General features: G+C 67.7%; 20 protein-coding genes. 8 read left to right on the top strand and 12 right to left on the bottom strand.

All coding sequences use genetic code 11. The features are described from left to right. Positions 1-148: 148 nt before the first annotated feature. The 5 genes from ACIPRI_RS22440 to ACIPRI_RS22420 all read right to left on the bottom strand — a co-directional run bounded on the left by ACIPRI_RS22440 (position 149) and on the right by ACIPRI_RS22420 (position 3,580). Entirely contained in the window at positions 149-931 is a 783-nt protein-coding gene (locus ACIPRI_RS22440; protein ID WP_446623696.1) for an amino acid ABC transporter ATP-binding protein, read from the bottom strand. Beyond that, positions 924-1,580 (bottom strand): amino acid ABC transporter permease, encoded by a 657-nt coding sequence (locus ACIPRI_RS22435; RefSeq protein ID WP_446623695.1) that lies wholly within the window; start codon positions 1,578-1,580, stop codon positions 924-926. The genes ACIPRI_RS22440 and ACIPRI_RS22435 overlap by 8 nt, the downstream gene beginning before the upstream one ends. Before the next feature lie 9 nt (positions 1,581-1,589). Beyond that, positions 1,590-2,246 carry an amino acid ABC transporter permease gene (locus ACIPRI_RS22430; protein WP_446623694.1) on the bottom strand — a complete coding sequence of 219 codons (657 nt, stop codon included), beginning with the start codon at positions 2,244-2,246 and terminating at the stop codon, positions 1,590-1,592. 13 nt (positions 2,247-2,259) lie between these two features. Further along, positions 2,260-3,051 carry a transporter substrate-binding domain-containing protein gene (locus ACIPRI_RS22425; protein WP_446623693.1) on the bottom strand — a complete coding sequence of 264 codons (792 nt, stop codon included), beginning with the start codon at positions 3,049-3,051 and terminating at the stop codon, positions 2,260-2,262. 88 nt (positions 3,052-3,139) lie between these two features. Next, positions 3,140-3,580, bottom strand: a complete 441-nt coding sequence (locus tag ACIPRI_RS22420; protein WP_446623692.1) for an OsmC family protein — start codon at positions 3,578-3,580, stop codon at positions 3,140-3,142. Between the two features lie 191 nt (positions 3,581-3,771). Between ACIPRI_RS22420 and ACIPRI_RS22415 the strand changes: the two genes are divergently transcribed. Both ACIPRI_RS22415 and ACIPRI_RS22410 read left to right on the top strand, forming a co-directional pair. Continuing rightward, a complete protein-coding gene (locus tag ACIPRI_RS22415) occupies positions 3,772-5,460 on the top strand; it encodes a long-chain fatty acid--CoA ligase (RefSeq protein ID WP_446623691.1) in 1,689 nt (562 codons plus the stop codon). A gap of 80 nt (positions 5,461-5,540) precedes the next feature. Next, entirely contained in the window at positions 5,541-5,882 is a 342-nt protein-coding gene (locus ACIPRI_RS22410) for a DUF2845 domain-containing protein (RefSeq protein WP_446623690.1), read from the top strand. Between the two features lie 15 nt (positions 5,883-5,897). On the opposite strand, the gene ACIPRI_RS22405 is transcribed toward ACIPRI_RS22410, so the two are convergent. The 4 genes from ACIPRI_RS22405 to ACIPRI_RS22390 all read right to left on the bottom strand — a co-directional run bounded on the left by ACIPRI_RS22405 (position 5,898) and on the right by ACIPRI_RS22390 (position 9,565). Continuing rightward, positions 5,898-6,188 carry a hypothetical protein gene (locus ACIPRI_RS22405; RefSeq protein ID WP_446623689.1) on the bottom strand — a complete coding sequence of 97 codons (291 nt, stop codon included), beginning with the start codon at positions 6,186-6,188 and terminating at the stop codon, positions 5,898-5,900. Positions 6,189-6,276: 88 nt separating this feature from the next. Continuing rightward, a complete protein-coding gene (locus ACIPRI_RS22400) occupies positions 6,277-8,676 on the bottom strand; it encodes an ATP-binding cassette domain-containing protein (RefSeq protein WP_446623688.1) in 2,400 nt (799 codons plus the stop codon). Next, complete coding sequence (locus ACIPRI_RS22395; protein ID WP_446623687.1) at positions 8,673-9,083, bottom strand: VOC family protein; 411 nt, start codon at positions 9,081-9,083, stop codon at positions 8,673-8,675. The genes ACIPRI_RS22400 and ACIPRI_RS22395 overlap by 4 nt, the downstream gene beginning before the upstream one ends. Before the next feature lie 5 nt (positions 9,084-9,088). Next, on the bottom strand, positions 9,089-9,565 hold the full coding sequence (locus tag ACIPRI_RS22390; protein WP_446623686.1) for a helix-turn-helix transcriptional regulator: 477 nt from the start codon (positions 9,563-9,565) through the stop codon (positions 9,089-9,091). A 57-nt stretch (positions 9,566-9,622) separates the two neighbouring features. Here ACIPRI_RS22390 and ACIPRI_RS22385 point away from each other — a divergent pair, with 57 nt between their 5' ends. Further along, positions 9,623-9,850 carry a DUF6494 family protein gene (locus ACIPRI_RS22385; RefSeq protein WP_446623685.1) on the top strand — a complete coding sequence of 76 codons (228 nt, stop codon included), beginning with the start codon at positions 9,623-9,625 and terminating at the stop codon, positions 9,848-9,850. Positions 9,851-9,883: 33 nt separating this feature from the next. Here ACIPRI_RS22385 and ACIPRI_RS22380 read toward each other — a convergent pair whose 3' ends face one another. Then, complete coding sequence (locus ACIPRI_RS22380; RefSeq protein WP_446623684.1) at positions 9,884-11,224, bottom strand: NAD(P)/FAD-dependent oxidoreductase; 1,341 nt, start codon at positions 11,222-11,224, stop codon at positions 9,884-9,886. A gap of 153 nt (positions 11,225-11,377) precedes the next feature. Between ACIPRI_RS22380 and egtB the strand changes: the two genes are divergently transcribed. The 5 genes from egtB to ACIPRI_RS22355 all read left to right on the top strand — a co-directional run bounded on the left by egtB (position 11,378) and on the right by ACIPRI_RS22355 (position 15,353). Beyond that, positions 11,378-12,643, top strand: coding sequence for an ergothioneine biosynthesis protein EgtB (gene egtB, locus ACIPRI_RS22375; protein WP_446623683.1), 1,266 nt, complete (start codon positions 11,378-11,380; stop codon positions 12,641-12,643). Between the two features lie 56 nt (positions 12,644-12,699). Then, the gene (egtD, locus tag ACIPRI_RS22370) at positions 12,700-13,635 is read left to right on the top strand and encodes an L-histidine N(alpha)-methyltransferase (protein WP_446623704.1); all 936 of its coding nucleotides are present in this window, start codon (positions 12,700-12,702) and stop codon (positions 13,633-13,635) included. Positions 13,636-13,682: 47 nt separating this feature from the next. Continuing rightward, positions 13,683-13,964 (top strand): DUF427 domain-containing protein, encoded by a 282-nt coding sequence (locus ACIPRI_RS22365; RefSeq protein WP_446623682.1) that lies wholly within the window; start codon positions 13,683-13,685, stop codon positions 13,962-13,964. 85 nt (positions 13,965-14,049) lie between these two features. Then, entirely contained in the window at positions 14,050-14,790 is a 741-nt protein-coding gene (locus ACIPRI_RS22360; protein ID WP_446623681.1) for a 2OG-Fe dioxygenase family protein, read from the top strand. Positions 14,791-14,915: 125 nt separating this feature from the next. Continuing rightward, entirely contained in the window at positions 14,916-15,353 is a 438-nt protein-coding gene (locus ACIPRI_RS22355) for a universal stress protein (protein ID WP_068643739.1), read from the top strand. 7 nt (positions 15,354-15,360) lie between these two features. Here the strand turns inward: ACIPRI_RS22355 and ACIPRI_RS22350 are convergent, their stop codons facing one another. Further along, the gene (locus ACIPRI_RS22350; protein WP_446623680.1) at positions 15,361-15,951 is read right to left on the bottom strand and encodes a hypothetical protein; all 591 of its coding nucleotides are present in this window, start codon (positions 15,949-15,951) and stop codon (positions 15,361-15,363) included. Positions 15,952-15,969: 18 nt separating this feature from the next. Continuing rightward, the gene (locus ACIPRI_RS22345; protein ID WP_446623679.1) at positions 15,970-16,686 is read right to left on the bottom strand and encodes an ankyrin repeat domain-containing protein; all 717 of its coding nucleotides are present in this window, start codon (positions 16,684-16,686) and stop codon (positions 15,970-15,972) included. Positions 16,687-16,691: the final 5 nt, after the last annotated feature.

The raw sequence follows: 16,691 nt of genomic DNA, 5'->3' as shown, positions 1-16,691 counted from the left end.
CGCAGCGCACCGAAGGGGCGCGTAGCGAGTTCCGCGATGCAGCCCCCTGCGCGAGCATCGCAGCGGAGTCGATGCGCAGCATCGACCGCCGCACCATGAGCCCGCCGCGGCAAACACCTGCCGCGCCCCCCGAACAAAGCGAATCCGATCAATGCAGCGAAGAGAGAAACTGCTGCAACTCCGGCGTCTGCGGGCTTCCAAAAAGATGCTCCGGCGGCCCCATCTCGTGCACTCGCCCCTGGTGCATGAAGATGACCCGATCCGATACCTTGCGCGCAAAGCTCATCTCGTGCGTGACCATCAGCAAGGTCATGCCTTCCTCGGCCAGCGACTCGACCACGCGCAGCACCTCGCCCACCAGCTCCGGGTCGAGCGCGGAGGTGATCTCGTCGCACAGCAGTACGGCCGGTTCCATCGCCAGCGCGCGGGCGATGGCCACGCGCTGCTGCTGGCCACCGGAGAGCTGGTCGGGCATGGCGTCGAATTTTTCTTCCAGCCCGACGCGGGCCAGAAGCTTGCGCGCTTGCGAGGCGGCCTGCAGCTTCAGGCGCTGCTTCACCAGCATGGGCGCCAGCATCACGTTGCGGCCGACCGTGAGGTGCGGGAACAGGTTGAAGCTCTGGAAGATCATGCCCACGCGCTGGCGCAGCGCGCGCATGGCCATCGCGCTTTCGTGCAGCAGCGGTTTGCCGTCCACCGTGAGCGAGCCTTCCTGGAAGACTTCGAGCCCGTTGATGCAGCGAAGCAGGGTGCTCTTGCCCGATCCGCTCTTGCCGATGATGGCGATCACTTCGCCGCGCTTCACATGGAGGTCGATGCCCTTGAGTACCTCGTTGGCGCCATAGGACTTGCGCAGCGCGGTGATGCGCACGATGGGCGCACCGGCGGTGGCGGGGGCGGCCACTGCCGCCGGGAGAGGGGTATCAAGCATGGCGGCCATGGGTCTTTCTTCTTTCGAGGTTGCGCGCCAGCAGGCTCACCGGGAAGCACAGGGCAAAGTACATCAGCGCCACGCAGCTGAACACCACGAAGGGCTTGAAGGTCGCGTTGGAAATCATGCTGCCGGCCTTGGTCAGCTCGACAAAACCGATCACCGAGGCCAGCGCCGTGCCCTTGATCACCTGCACCAGAAAACCCACCGTGGGCGGGATCGCGATCTTCATTGCCTGCGGCAGGACGACGTGGCGCATCTGCTCGCCAAAGCCGAGGGCCAGGCTGGCCGACGCCTCCCACTGGCCCTTGGGAATGGCGGCCACGCAGCCGCGCCAGATTTCGGTGAGGAAGGCGCTGGTGTACAGCGTGAGGGCCAGCGCCGCCGCGGTCCAGGGCGAGACCTCGATGCCCAGCAAGGCGATGCCGAAGTAGGCCAAAAAGAGCTGCATCAGCAGCGGCGTGCCCTGGAATACTTGCACGTACACCGAGACGCCGCGCTCGAGGAAGGGCCCGCCCGAGAGGCGCGCAAAGAGCAGCAGCGCCCCCACGATGCCGCCGCCGACGAAGGCGATGGCCGACAGCGCCACCGTCCAGCGCAGGGCCAGCAGCAGGTTGCGCAGGATGTCCCAGAGGGAGAAGTCGTTCATGGGGATGGATCACCGTCCGAAGAAAAAGCGCGGGCCCAGCCAGTTGAGCAGGCGGCGCGCGGCGATCGACAGTGCCAGGTAGACCAGCGTGGCAATGATGAAAGCCTCGAAGGCGCGGAAGTTGCGGCTTTGAATCAGGTTGGCCGCATAGCTCAGTTCTTCCACCGAGATCTGGCTGCACACGGCCGAGCCCAGCATCACGATGATGATCTGGCTCACCATGGCCGGCCACACCTTCTTCAAGGCCGGCGGCAGCACCACGCGGGTGAAGACCTGCACCTTGTTCAAGGCCAGGCTCAACGCCGCCTCGACCTGTCCGCGCGGCGTGGCTTCGATGCCGGCCCGGATGATCTCGGTGGCATAGGCGCCAAGGTTGAGCACCATCGCGATCACCGAAGCGACTTCCGGCGTGAGCTTGAGCCCGGCCGCCGGCAGCCCGAAGAAGATGAAGAAGAGCTGCACGATGAAGGGCGTGTTGCGGACCAGCTCCACATAGCTCCCCACGATCCAGCGCAACCAGCCCGGCCCGCTGGCGCGCGCCCACGCGCAGCCGATGCCGACCGTCATGCCGATCAACGTGGCGATCGCCGTCAGGCCCAGCGTCCAGATGACGCCCTTGGCGAGCAAGCGCCAATCCACCAGGATGGCGCCAAAGTCGAACTCCATGGCCGCCTGCCGATCAGACGGGCAGTTCGCCGATGCCCTTGCCCAGCCACTTCCTGGACATTCCGTCCAGCGTGCCGTCCTTCCTGGCCGCAGCGATGATCTCGTTGACCTTGGCCTTCAGGGGCTCTTCGCTCTTGGCGATGCCGATGAAGCAGGGGCTGTCTTTCAAGAGCAGCTTGAACTCGGCCTTGATCTGCGGGTTCTTCTCGATCATCTGCGCGGCCACGGCGCCGCTGGCGGCCAGGGTCTGGGTCTGGCCCGAGACGAAGGCGGCGATGGTCGCGTTGTTGTCCTCGAAGCGGCGGTAGTCCACGTTGGGCGGCGCTACCTTGTTGAGTTCCTGGTCCTCCATGGCGCCGCGCGTCACGGCCACGGTCTTGCCGGCCATGTCGGAAAAGCTGGCGATCTTCAGGCTCTTGGGGCCGAACACGCCCTGGAAGAAGGGCGCGTAGGCGGCGCTGAAATCGATCACCTTCTCGCGCTCGGCGTTCTTGCCCAGGGTGGAGATGACCAGGTCGGCCTTCCTGGTCTGCAGGTAGGGAATGCGGTTGGCGCTGGTCACCGGCACCAGCTCGACTTTCACGCCCAGCTTGCTGGCGATCAGCCGGGCCATGTCGATGTCCAGGCCGACCGGGGTCATGGTCTTGTCGACCGAGCCGTAGGGCGGGTAGTCGGTGGGAATCGCGACCTTGAGGGTCTTCGTCTTCTGGATGTTGTCGAGAGCGCTCTGGGCGTGGGCGGCGCCCACGAGCGTGGTGGCAGTCAGGGCAAGCGCAAAGGCGAGCTGGCGGGAGCGGAAATGCATGTCGGTGGTCCTGGTGTGGGCGACGCGGCGTCGCGATGCCCACCGAGGCATGCAAGAGCTGTGCCGCCTGCCCGCCGGCCGGACGCTCTCAGGCGCTCTTGAGCGTCGCCTTCAGCGTGATCTCGGGCACGCTGGCCAGTGCCTTCGACAAGGGGCAGTTGGCCTTGGCGCCGGCCGCCAACTCATCGAACTTCGCCGGGTCGATGCCGGGGATGCTGGCCTCCATCTCCAGGGCGATGCGGTCGATCTTGAAGCCGGCGCCGTCCTGCACCAGGCGCACGGCCGCCTTGGTGTCGATGCTGTTGGCCGTGATGCCCGCGCCTTCCAGCGCAAAGGCAAAGGCCATGGTGAAGCAGCCGGCGTGGGCGGCGCCCAGAATTTCTTCCGGATTGGTGCCCTTGCGGTCGTCGCCGAAGCGGCTGCCGAAGCCGTAGGGGTAGTCCTTCAGGGCGCCGGTCTCGGTGCTGACCGCGCCCTTGCCGGTCTTGCCGGCACCTTCCCAATGAGCACTGGCTTTTTTCTCTGGCATGGAGAACTCCTTGCGTGAGTGAGTGGATGAGGGGTGGATGGAGTGCTGCTTATACGCCCGGCCTGCTGCGCCAGTCTGTCAGCCAATCTCGATGGCGCCGCGGCGTCGCGCAGGTGACGCGATCAGGGCCAACCCGCTTCAAGTCGAGGCCAGCTCAGGTAGGCTTCGAGTCCCTCTGGAGACTGCTACGTATGGACCGCCCGCACTACAAGTTCTGGCCCAAGCGCCTGCCCCGTTCGATCACCGTCCCCGCCACCTCGATCTGGCACAACCTCAAGACCAACGCCGAGCGCTACCCGGACAAGGCGGCCCTGGTCTTCTTCGGCGCCGTCACCACTTACGCGCAGCTGGCCGACCAGGTCGAGCGCCTGGCGGGCACCCTGCACGCGTTGGGCGTGAAGCGGGGCGACCGGGTGGTGCTGGACATGCAGAACAGCCCGCAGCTGATCGTGGCGCACTACGCCATCCTGCGCGCCAATGCGGTCGTGGTGCCCGTCAACCCGATGAATCGGGCCGAGGAGCTCAAGCACTACATCACCGACCCCGACGCCAAGGTGGCCATCACCACCGGCGAGCTGGCGGCCGAGCTGGCCAAGGCCAGCAACGCGCTCGATGCGAAGGACCGGCTCGCGCACCTCATCGTCACGCAATACACCGACGCCTTCGACGCCAACGTGGAGGGCGACAACGCGCCCGTTCCCGCCTGGCGCGACTGGCTGCTGACGCGCCATCCGCTGCCCGAGCCGGCCGGCGGCCAGGTGATGAGCTGGACCGATGCGCTGGACGCGGGCCGCCCCGCGCCAGAGCATGTGGTGGGCGCCAACGACATGGCGCTCTTGCCCTACACCAGCGGCACTACCGGCCTGCCCAAGGGCTGCATCCACAAGCACTCGAGCCTGATGCACAACGCGGTGGCCAGCCAGCTGTGGGGCCTGGGCTCGCACGAGATGGTGGTGCTGGCCGTGGTGCCCATGTTCCACATCACCGGCACGGTGAGCATGCTGCACACCTCGATTTTGGTCGGCGCCACGCTGGTCATCATGCCGCGCTGGGATCGTGAACTGGCCGGCCGCCTGATCTCGCGCTGGAAGGTCACCAGCTGGACCAACATCCCCACGATGGTGATCGACCTGCTGGCCAGCCCCAACTTCGCCAGCTTCGACCTGAGCAGCCTGCAGCACATCGGCGGCGGCGGCGCCGCCATGCCGCAGGCGGTAGCGCAGCGCCTGCTGGAGCAGTATGGCCTGAAGTACCTGGAAGGCTACGGCCTGACGGAAACGGCTGCGCCTTCGCACGCCAACCCTTTCGAGAACCCCAAGCAGCAGTGCCTGGGCATTCCCTACATGAGCACCGATTCGCGCGTGGTCGACCCCGACACGCTGCAGGAGATGCCGGTGGGCGAATCGGGCGAGATCATCACCCACGGCCCTGGCGTCTTCGCCGGCTACTGGAAGCGCCCGGATGCAGATGCCTCGGCCTTCATCGAGTTCGATGGCAAGCGCTTCTTCCGTACCGGCGACATGGGCCGCATGGACGAAGACGGCTACTTCTTCATCACCGACCGCCTCAAGCGCATGATCAATGCGAGCGGCTTCAAGGTCTGGCCGGCCGAGGTGGAACTGTTGATGTTCAGGAACCCGGCGATTCAGGAAGCCTGCGTGATCGCCACCAAGGACAGCTACCGCGGCGAATCGGTCAAGGCCGTGGTGGTGCTGCGCCCCACGCACAAGGACACCACCGAGCAGCAGATCATCGATTGGTGCCGCGAGAACATGGCGGTCTACAAGATCCCGCGCGCGGTGCAGTTCGTCGATGCGCTCCCCAAGAGCGGCAGCGGCAAGGTGATGTGGCGGCTCTTGCAGGAGGCGGAGGACAAGTAGGGCCTGTTCACAGGCCCTACCCCACGCGTTCGCGCCCTGGGTAGCAAAATGGCAAGGTCGAATGATTGAATGAGACGGCCATGAAGCTTCTGAAGCTCGCTTGCGCCACGGTCCTGGCCGGGTTGCCGTGCATGGCATCTGCGGAGTCGCTGCGCTGCGCCGGCGGCATCGTGGCGGAGGGCGACTCGCGCCTGTCCGTCATCTACAAGTGCGGTCAGCCGGTGCTTGCCGATACCTACTGTGCGCCGGTGTACTACGGCGGCACATTCAATCTGGTTCCGCCGCCGCTGGCTGCAGCCGTGGTGCCGTGCCTGCCGATGGAAGAGTGGCTGTACGAGCGCGGTCCGGGCACGATGGCGGCGACTGTTTACCTGCGTTCGGGCGTGGTGCAGTCGATCGCATACGGGCGTCAACCACGCTAGTTTTCCTCGCGCGGGTTACAGCGCCTCTTGGCGAAGGCTGCTGACCCAGAGCCGCGCATGGCGCTGCTCGCGGCTCTCGAAGCGATCCGTGAACCGGCGGATCGCAGGCCGGTCGATCGCGGCGATCGTCATCCAGTCCGTCGTCCCGAAAGGCGATGACTCGCTGCTTCGGTCGACCAGCGCAGGGCGCAGCGCCAGCACCAACTCGACCGGAATGCCTGGATCCGCATCGAGTATCCGCAAGGCGATCTTGGCCGCCTTGGGGCTGAGCGTCTGTACCTTGCGAAGATAGAAGTCCGAATCCATCGCGCGGCTCCTGCTTGGTAGTAAGCAAGTATCAATATACAGGGGGCAGCCTGAAAATGGGAAATTGTCACATCCAAACAACGACGGGTCAGCTGCCGACGTAGGCCGCGAGATGCTCGCCCGTGAGGGTGGAGCGGGAAGCGACCAGTTGGGCGGGAGTGCCTTCGAAGACGACACGTCCGCCGTCGTGGCCGGCGCCGGGGCCCAGGTCGATGAGCCAGTCGGCGTGCGCCATGACCGCCTGGTGGTGTTCGATGACGATGACCGACTTGCCGGCGTCGACCAGCCGGTCGAGCAGGCCGAGCAGCTGCTCGACGTCGGCCAGGTGCAGGCCGGTGGTCGGCTCGTCGAGCACGTAGACGCCGCCCTTCTCGGCCATGTGGGTGGCCAGCTTGAGCCGCTGCCCCTCGCCGCCGGACAGCGTGGTGAGTGGCTGGCCGAGGCTGAGGTAGCCCAGGCCCACGTCGGCCAGCCGCTCGAGGATGTCGTGTGCGGCCGGCGTGTGCGCCTTGGCGCCGGCGCCGAAGAAGGCCATGGCTTCCGTCACCGACATCGCGAGCACCTGGCTGATGTCGCGTCCGCCCAGGTGGTACTTCAGCACCGATGCCTGAAAGCGCTTGCCTTCGCACTCCTCGCAGGTGGTGGCGACCTCGGCCATCGGCCCCAGGTCGGTGTAGATGACGCCGATGCCGTTGCAGGTGGGGCAGGCGCCCTCGGAGTTGGCGCTGAACAAGGCCGGCTTCACGCCGTTGGCCTTGGCGAAGGCCTTGCGGATCGGGTCGAGCAGCCCGGTGTAGGTGGCCGGGTTGCTGCGCCTGGAGCCGCGGATCGCGCCCTGGTCGATCGCCACCACGCCATCCTGCCCAGCCACCGAGCCGTGGATCAGCGAGCTCTTGCCGGAGCCGGCAACCCCGGTGACGACCACCAGCACCCCGAGCGGGATGTCGACGTCGACGCCCTGCAGGTTGTGCGTGTTCGCGTCGCGCACCGCCAGCTTGCCGCCGGGCTTGCGCACCGTCTTCTTGAGCGCCGCCCGGTCGTCGAGATGGCGGCCGGTGAGGGTGCCGCTGGCCCGCAGGCCGTCGAAGCTGCCTTCGAAACAGACGCTGCCGCCCGCCGTGCCGGCCCCGGGGCCGAGGTCGACGACGTGGTCGGCGATCGCGATCGTCTGCGGCTTGTGCTCCACGACCAGCACCGTGTTGCCCTTGTCCCGCAGCCGCAAGAGCAGTTCGTTCATCCGCTGGATGTCGTGCGGGTGCAGCCCGATGGTGGGCTCGTCGAAGACGTAGGTGACGTCGGTGAGCGAGGAGCCGAGGTGGCGGATCATCTTGACGCGCTGCGCCTCGCCGCCCGACAGCGTGCCGGACGAGCGGTCCAGGCTGAGGTAGCCGAGGCCGATCTCGACGAAGGAGTCGAGCGTCGCGCCCAGCGCCGTCAGCAGCGGCGCCACCGACGGCTCGTCCAGCCCGCGCACCCACTCGGCCAGGTCGCTGATCTGCATCGAGCAGGCGTCGGCGATGCTGATCCGCTTGATCTTCGACGACCGGGCCGCTTCGCTGAGCCGGGTGCCGCCGCAGTCGGGGCAGGTGGTGAAGGTCATCGCCCGCTCCACGAAGGCGCGGATGTGCGGCTGCAATGCGTCGACGTCCTTGGCGAGCATGGACTTCTGGATCTTCGGGATCAGGCCCTCGTAGGTCAGGTTGATGCCGTCGACCTTGATCTTGGTCGGTTCCTTGTAGAGCAGCTCGTGCAGCTCCTTCTTGGTGAACTTGCGGATGGGTTTGTTGGGGTCGAAGAAGCCGCAGCCGCTGAAGATGCGCCCGTACCAGCCGTCCATGCTGTAGCCGGGGATCGTGAGCGCGCCATCGTTGAGCGACTTGCTGTCGTCATAGAGCGCGGACAGGTCGAAGTCGGTGACCGTGCCCCGGCCCTCGCAGCGCGGACACATGCCGCCGGTGCGGGTGAAAGTCTGCTTCACGGTCTGGGTCTTGTCCCCGCGCTCGACGGTGATCGCGCCGGCCGCCTTGACCGAGGGCACGTTGAAGGCAAACGCGCTGGGCGAACCGATGTGCGGCTTGCCCAACCGGCTGAACAGGATGCGCAGCATCGCGTTGGCGTCGGTGGCGGTGCCGACAGTGGAGCGAGGGTCCGCACCCAGGCGCTGCTGATCGACGATGATCGCGGTCGTCAGCCCTTCGAGCACGTCGACCTCGGGCCGCGCCAGCGTCGGCATGAAGCCCTGCACGAAGGCGCTGTAGGTCTCGTTGATCAGCCGCTGCGATTCCGCGGCGATGGTGTCGAACACCAGCGAGCTCTTGCCCGAGCCGGAGACGCCGGTGAACACCGTCAGCCGGCGCTTCGGCAACTCGACGCTGAGGTCTCTGAGGTTGTTCACGCGCGCGCCGTGCACGCGGATCAGGTCGTGGCTGTCGGCCGCAGCCTGCGGCGCGGGCGATTGCGTGGCCGTCTTTTTCTTGCCCGTGCTCAACGCAACTCCTGGATGCGCAGCAGGTTGCCCGCGGGATCGCGGAAAGCGCAGTCGCGCACCCCGTAGGGCTGCTCGGTCGGCTCCTGGACCAGCTCGGCGCTGCTGGCTTGCAGCCGCTCGAAGGTGCCGTTCAGGTCCTTGGTGGCCAGGAGGAGGGTGGCGAAGGTGCCCTTGGCCATCATTTCGGCGATGGTGCGGCGCTCGTCATCGGTGATGCCAGGGGTGGCCTGCGGCGGATACAGCACGATGGACGTGCCAGGCTGGCCGGCCGGGCCGACCGTGATCCAGCGCATGCCGCCGTAGCCGACGTCCTTGCGCACCTCAAAGCCGAGGATGTCGCGGTAGAAGGCCAGCGAGGCCTCCGGATCGTTCTGCGGAAGGAAGCTCGAGTGAATGGTGATGTTCATGGCGGTCAGTCTCCAGGCGTTGTCAAGGGCGCCGAGTCTAGGGGCAGCTGCGGGGTTGGTGCTTCTCGATTCCTGATCGGTCGGGTCACCTGTTTGGCCACGCAAGCCGGCATCCCCGCGGTCGCCTGGGCGGCCTGGCTGCGATAGACACTGGGCGGCATGCCGACCAGCTCGGCGAAGCGCGTGCTGAAGGTGCCCAGCGACGAGCAGCCGACCTCGAAGCAGACCTCGGTGACGCTGAGGTCGCCACGGCGCAGCAGCGCCATCGCGCGCTCGATGCGCCGCGTCATCAGGTAGCTGTAGGGCGACTCGCCGTAGGCCAGCCGGAACTGGCGGCTGAGGTGTCCGGCCGACATCTGCGCGCCGCGGGCAAGTGCTTCGACGTCCAGGGGCTGCGCGTATTCGCGGTCGATCCGGTCGCGCACGCGGCGCAGGCGGGCGAGGTCGCGCAGGTGCTGCGCGTCGGTGGGGTGGCTTGTCACCGGCGTGATCCTGCCACGCCGCACCGGGGGTGCTCAAGTCCTCGATCCGTCCTATGCTTGGCCGACCGCAACCTCAGCAACCAGGAGAGCAAGATGGACGAAGAGGCGCTCAACATCAGCATCCGCAAGTTCCTCAAGATGGTCGGCGTGAGCTCGCAGCGCGAGATCGAGAAGGCGGCGGAGAAGGCCGACGCCGCCACCGACACGCTGGCCGCCACCATGACGCTCGAGATCCCGCAGGTGGGGCTGAAGATCACGTTCGACGGCGACATCAAGCTGCGCTGAAACGCGCCTTGAGTCCGGCCCTCGCCGGCTCGCTCAGGCCCTCTTCTCGTTCGCCGGCAGATCCGCCACCACCCGCGCGTAGCGCTGAAAGCTCCAGTAGGCACTGGCCCAGTCCATCAGCACCACCAGCCGGTTGCGAAAGCCGATCAGGAAGTACACGTGGGCAAAGAGCCAGAACTGCCAGGCGATGCGCCCGCTCATGCGCAAGGGACCCAAGGGCGTGGCCAGGTCGACCACCGCCGAGTTGCGGCCGATGGTGGCCAGGTTGCCGTAGTCGGCGTAACGAAAGGCTTGCGTCGGGCGGCCAGCCAGGCGGGCGAGGATGTTGCGCGCGGCGGCGCGGCCCATCTGCTTGGCGCCGGGCGAGACGCCAGGCACGGGCCGCGGCTCCTTGCCGGGCACGTGGCTCATGGCGGCGGCCAGGTCGCCCACCACGCTGATCTCGGGATGGCCGGCCAGGCTGAGGTCGGACTCCACCTTGAGCCGGCCGGCGCGGTCCACTTCGACGCCGGTGGCGTCGCCCAGCATGCGTCCCAACGGCGAGGCCGCCACGCCGGCGGCCCACACGATGCAATGGCTGTCGATGCGCTGGCTGCTGCCGTCGGCCAGCTGGATGTCCAGCCCGGTGGCGTCGATACCGGTCACGCGCGAGTCCAGCCGCACCTCGACGCCGAGCTTCTGCAGTTGCACCAGGGCCTTCTGGCTCAACGCTTCCGGCATGGCCTGCAGCACGCGCGAGCCGCCCTCGATCAGCAGCACCTCGGCGCTGCCGGGGTCGATGCGGCGGAACTCGCCCGAAAGCGTGTGGCGCGCGATCTCGGCCATGGTGCCGGCCATCTCCACGCCGGTGGGGCCGGCGCCGATGACGGCGAAGGTGAGCAGGGCGCGGCGGCGCAGCGGATCGCTTTCGCGTTCGGCCGCCTCGAAGGACAGCAGCACGCGGCGCCGGATGTCGAAGGCATCGGCCAGGGTCTTCAGGCCCGGCGCGTTGACGGCCCAGTCGTCGCGGCCGAAGTAGCTGTGGGTGGCGCCGGCCGCCACGATCAGATGGTCGTAGTCGATGCGCAAGCCGTCCGTCAGCTGCACCGCGCGCGCCGCCGGGTCGATGCCGCTGACTTCGCCCAGCAGCGTCGTGACGTTGGGATAGTGGCGAAACAGCACCCGCACCGGCGCCGCGATGGAGGGCGCCGCCAGCCCCGCGGTGGCCACCTGGTAGAGCAAGGGCTGGAACAGGTGGTGGTTGGTCTTTTCGATGACGGTGATGTCCACCTCGGCGCGCTGCAGGGCGCGCGTGGCCTCCAGGCCGCCGAACCCGCAGCCGATGATGACGATGTGCGGACGCCGTGCGGACGAGGAGGTGGTGCTGCTGCTCATGCGTTCGATGATACGCAGCGCGCCCCATCGTCCCGACACTCCTGACAATACGCTGTCAGGAGGACGGGGGCTGCCGGCCCTGTCCTACCTGCCATGTTCGCGGAAATAGGCTAGAAACGCGGTTTGTCCGTCTCAAAAGGAACGGAGCAGCCCATGACCTTCTCCCGTACCCAGGTGCAGGCCGCGAGCGGCACATTGCATGAACGCTTTTGCGATGTGCGCGCGCACACCCTGGCACTGGCGGCTCCGCTGTCGGCCGAGGACCAGTGCATCCAGTCGATGCCGGACGCCAGCCCGACCAAATGGCACCTGGCGCACAGCACCTGGTTCTTCGAGACCGTGCTGCTGGCGCCGCATCTGGATGGCTACCAGCCTTTCGACAAGCACTTTCACTACCTCTTCAATTCCTATTACGAAGCGCTCGGCCCGCGCCATCCGCGGCCGCAGCGCGGGCTCTTGACGCGGCCCACGCTGCAAGAGGTGCACGCCTACCGCGCCCACGTCGATGCAGCGGTGCAGCGCCTTCTGCGGCAGGTCGTCGAGGGCGAGGCGCCATGGCGCGAGGTCGAGGCCATCGTCGCGCTGGGCCTGAACCACGAGCAGCAGCACCAGGAGTTGCTGCTGACCGACATCCTGCATGCCTTCTGGTGCAACCCCTTGCTGCCGGCCTACGACCCGGCGCCGGCCCCGGCGCTGCGCCTGGCCGCTCAACCCGCGCCACAGCAATGGGTCGAGATGCAGGGCGGCGTGGTGCAGATCGGGCACCAGGCAGGCAGCGCCTTTTCCTTCGACAACGAGACGCCGCGCCATGCCGCGCTGCTGCAGCCCTATCGCATTGCAGACCGGCTGGTGAACTGCCGCGAGTACCTGCAGTTCATCGAAGACGGCGGCTACCGGAACGCGCAGCTGTGGCTGTCCGATGGCTGGGCCGCGGTGCAGGCGCAGGCCTGGCACGCGCCGGCCTACTGGCTGGCGCCGGATGATCCGCGCCTGGCGCAGCACGACGCTGGCAGCGCGAAGGGCTGGCAGGTTTTCGGCCTTCAGGGCCTGCGGCCGCTGGACCCCGAGGCGCCGGTGGCGCAGCTGAGCTTTTACGAAGCCGCCGCCTTTGCCGAATGGGCCGGCGCCCGCCTGCCCACCGAATTCGAATGGGAGGCCACGCATGCGGCGCCCGGCATGCGCCAGATGACGGGCCATGTGTGGCAGTGGACGCGCTCGTCCTACGACCCGTACCCCGGCTTCATGCCGCTGCCCGGCGTGGCCGCCGAGTACAACGGCAAGTTCATGGTGGGGCAACTGGTGCTGCGCGGCGGCAGCCTGGCCACGCCGAGTGGCCACACGCGGCCCAGCTACCGCAATTTCTTTCCGCCGGCGGCGCGCTGGCAGTTTTCCGGGCTGCGGCTCGCCAAGGAGCTATGACCATGCGCTTTTCCCCCGCCCAGTTCGACACCGCCGTGGCCCGCGAGGAAGAAGAAATGGATGACGAGGCCAGCAGCTTCGGCCGCGAACTGCTGGCCGGCCTCGCGCGCAGGCCGCGCAGCATCTCACCCAAGTTCTTCTACGACGTGGCCGGCTCGCGCCTGTTCGATGCCATCTGCGAACTGCCCGAGTACTACCCGACGCGCACCGAGCTGTCGATCCTGGCCGAGCGCGCCGGCGAGATCGCGCAGCAGATCGGCCCCCATGCCGAAATCATCGAATTCGGAGCCGGCTCGCTGCACAAGGTGCGCTTTCTGCTGGACGCGCTGAAGGCGCCGCGCCGCTTCGTGCCCATCGACATTTCGGGCGAGCACCTGGCGCAGGCGGCGCAAGCTTTGCGGGCCGACTATCCGGGCCTGGACGTGCAGCCGCTGGTGGCCGACTACACCAAGCCTTTCTCTCTGCCGCGCGAGGCCGAGGGCAGCGGCCCGCGCGTGGGCTTCTTTCCGGGCTCCACCCTGGGCAACTTCAGCCCGGACGAAGCGCTGGCTTTCCTGCAGGGCGCGGCGCGGGCGCTGCGCGGCGGCGGCTTGCTGATCGGCGTGGATCTGGTGAAAGACCCGGCCATGCTGCACGCGGCCTACAACGACGCGCGCGGCGTCACCGCGCGCTTCAACCTGAACCTGCTGGTGCGCGCCAATGCCGAGCTGGGCGCCGACTTCGACCTGGCCGGCTTCAGCCACAGCGCCTTCTACAACGCGCCGCACCAGCGCATCGAGATGCACCTGGTGAGCCGGGCCGCGCAGACGGTGAACCTGCTCGGCCAGAGCCTGCACTTTGCCGAGGCCGAGGCCATCCATACCGAGTACTCGCACAAGTTCACCGTGGAGGGGCTGCGCACCCTGGCGGCGCGCGCGGGCTTCGGCATCGGCCCGGTGTGGACGGACCGCGAGCGCCTGTTCAGCGTGCATTGGCTGCCGGCGGCACAATAGGCGCGTACCCCGCCCGCGCGCGGGGCCGGCCTGGAGATTCATCCGCTATGAAAGCAACCTGGAACGGCGTGACCATCGCCGAGAGCGACGACACCGTGGTCGTCGAAGGCAACCACTACTTTCCCGCCGACTCGCTCAATCGCGACTACGTCACCTTCAGCAACCACCGCACCACCTGTGCCTGGAAAGGCTCGGCCAGCTACTACTCGCTGCTGGTCAACGGCGAACTGAACCCCGACGCCGCCTGGTATTACCCCGACCCGAAGCCCGAAGCCGACATGGTGCGCGACCGCGTGGCCTTCTGGAAGGGCGTGAAGGTGGAGGCGTGAGCGCCGCCCGGCCGCCCGAAGGCGCGAAAGCCCCCTCGGGGGGCAGCGAGCCACACGCAGTGGGTGAGCGTGGGGGCTACGTACGATGAGTCGAGATTTTTCGCCACCGGCCACCACCCCGGAGCATTTGGGCATTGCGCTCGCTGAAGACGGCTACGCCGTGCTGGCGCCCCAGGGCCTGGCCGAGTGGCTGGGCGCGCCGCTGGCCGAGCTGGAGGCGCTGCGTCCCGACTGGAATCAGTTGCCGCCCGACGAATACCTGAAGGACGGCGGCCGCTACCGCACGCGCCGCCATGCCTGCTTCATCGCCGACGGGCACGCGTTGCGCCAGGTGCCGCATCGCGCCCACTGGCAGCCGGTGGAATACAACGCCCTGCACGGCGGCATGCAGCGCTGGTTTGCGCCGATGCTGGGCGAGACCGTGGCGCACCCGGTGTGGCAGCAGCTGATGCGCAAGCTGGCCGATGCGGCCAGCGCCCTGCGCGGGCCGCAGCCCTGGTACATCGAGGCGCACCAGTTCCGCATCGACACCGCCGGCGGCATCGGCCGCCCCACGCCCGAAGGCGCGCACCGCGATGGCGTCGACCTGGTGGCGGTGGCGCTGGTGGGGCGCCACAATGTCAAGGGCGGCGAAACCCGCGTTTTCGAGGCCGAGGGACGGCGTGGCGAACGCTTCACCATGACCGAGCCCTGGACCTTGCTCTTGCTAGACGACGCGCGCGTCATCCACGAATCCACGCCGATCCAGCCATTGGCGGAGGGTGAGGCCGGCTGGCGCGACACGCTGGTGGTGACCTGCCGCGCCGGCGCGTTCCAAGGTGATTGAGAGCCTCTGACTTCTCCTGAACCCTCGACGGGCGGGAGAGTCCTACACCTGACGGGCGGCGGAATCTGTACATTCGGCCCGCAACGCGCCGTGCCGGCACGGATTGAAAGAAAGCGAGGGTCACCATGTTCAACCACATCCTGGTTCCAATCGACGGCTCCGATGCTTCCATGACAGCCGTGAGCAAGGCCAGTGGCTTGGCGCTGGCCTTCGGCAGCCGCATCACCCTGATCCACGTGATCGACAACTACCCCTTCATCGGTGTGGGCGCCGACTACGCGCTGGGGCAGAACGAATACCTGGCCGCCGCCACCTCCAGTGCCAACGCGGCGCTGGCGCGCGGCGTGGCCGCCCTGGCAGCCGAGGGCCTGCACAGCGACCAGCGGGTGATCGACGGCCACGTGGTGCACGAAGGCATCGTGGATACCGCCAATGCCCTGGGTTGCGACCTGATCGTGATGGGCTCGCACGGCCGCCACGGCATCGAGAAGCTGCTGCTCGGCAGCGTGACCCAGCGCGTGCTGCAGGACGCGCACATTCCGGTGCTGGTGGTGAGGAGCTGAGGCCGCCTCAGCTCAGAACGTCGAAGCCGCGCAGGATCCACGACACCTGGTAGGCCAGGCTGCCGGCGGCGAAGGCGCTGTGAAAGCGCCGGCTGGGCGTGGTCGCCGCCACCCACGACAGCAGCAGGTAGGCGCCGATGCGGATCGGGTACTCGATGCCGAAGGCAGCAAAGTGATCGCGCCCCTTGAGCAGCGAATCCACCGCGTCGAACACGATGGAGATCGCCAGGAGCGCAAAGAACCAGCGCCGGCGCGACATGAAATAGTCGCCGTAGTCGCGGTACTCGCGGATGTCTGCCGGAAAGAGCACGGCGCACATGAAGTAGTACAGGATGGCGAAGAGGATCACGAAGAAGTACAGCTCGAAGCGCCAGGCGACGATGCTGCTGAGCCGGTATTCCCACCACCAGAAGCTCAGCATCGACAACAGCATCGACAAGGTCCAGGCCAGGTGGATCCAGTCCGGCTTGTGGCGGTCAGGATGCTGAACGAAGCGCGCCACGCCGGTCAGTACGCTGGCGATCGCCAGGCTGACGACCATGCCGATCGCCACCTTGATGTGGATGAAAAGGGCGGGGTCCTGGATGCTGCTGTCCATGCTGACCGCAATCTTCCCTTACTTCGCCCCGGCCGCCTTCAGCTTGTCCACCATCTGGCGGTAGCCGCGCGCACTGGCCAGCTGCAGCGGCGTGCGGCCCTCGCGGTCGGCCAACTGCAGGTTGGCGCCGGCATCGACGAGCAGGGCCAGGGTGCGCTGGTGGCGCGGGCCGCCGTCGCCCAGCACGATGGATTCGATCAACGCCGTCCAGTGCAGGTTGTTCACGTGATCGAGCGGCGCGCCGGCGGCAATCAGCTGGCGCACCACCTCGTCGTGCCCCAGGTGGGCCGCGGCGATCAGCGCGGTGCCGTCGTAGCGGCTGGTGGTCTGGCCGGCGCTGGCGCCCAGCGAGAGCAGCAGGGCCAGGGTCTTGGGGTCGTCCGCCACCGAAGCGATGGTGACGGCGTCGTAGCGCTCCCCTTCGAAGGCGTCGAGCTTGGCGCCGGCCTGGGCCAGCAGGCGGATCGCCTGGCGCTGGCGCGCATAGGTGGCCACGTGCATCGGCGTGCGCCCGTCAGCGTCGCGCGATTCGGTGACGACGCCAGGCTGGGCCAACAGGCGCTTGAGCTCCGGCAGGTCGCCGCGCCAGGCAGCGCGGTGCAGGCCCTGGTAGGCCTGGGCCTGGGCGGGGGAGGGCGGAACCTGCGCGGCAGCCGGCGGGGCCAGGGCCAGCAAGGCGGCGCCGGCGAGCGCGAGAGCCGTGGCGCGGCGAAGAACAGTGGTCAGGGTGATCAAAGCGA

Source organism: Variovorax sp. LARHSF232 (assembly GCF_052871435.1).
Note: the sequence above shows the minus strand (reverse complement) of the source record. Positions and strands in the feature narration are given on the sequence as shown.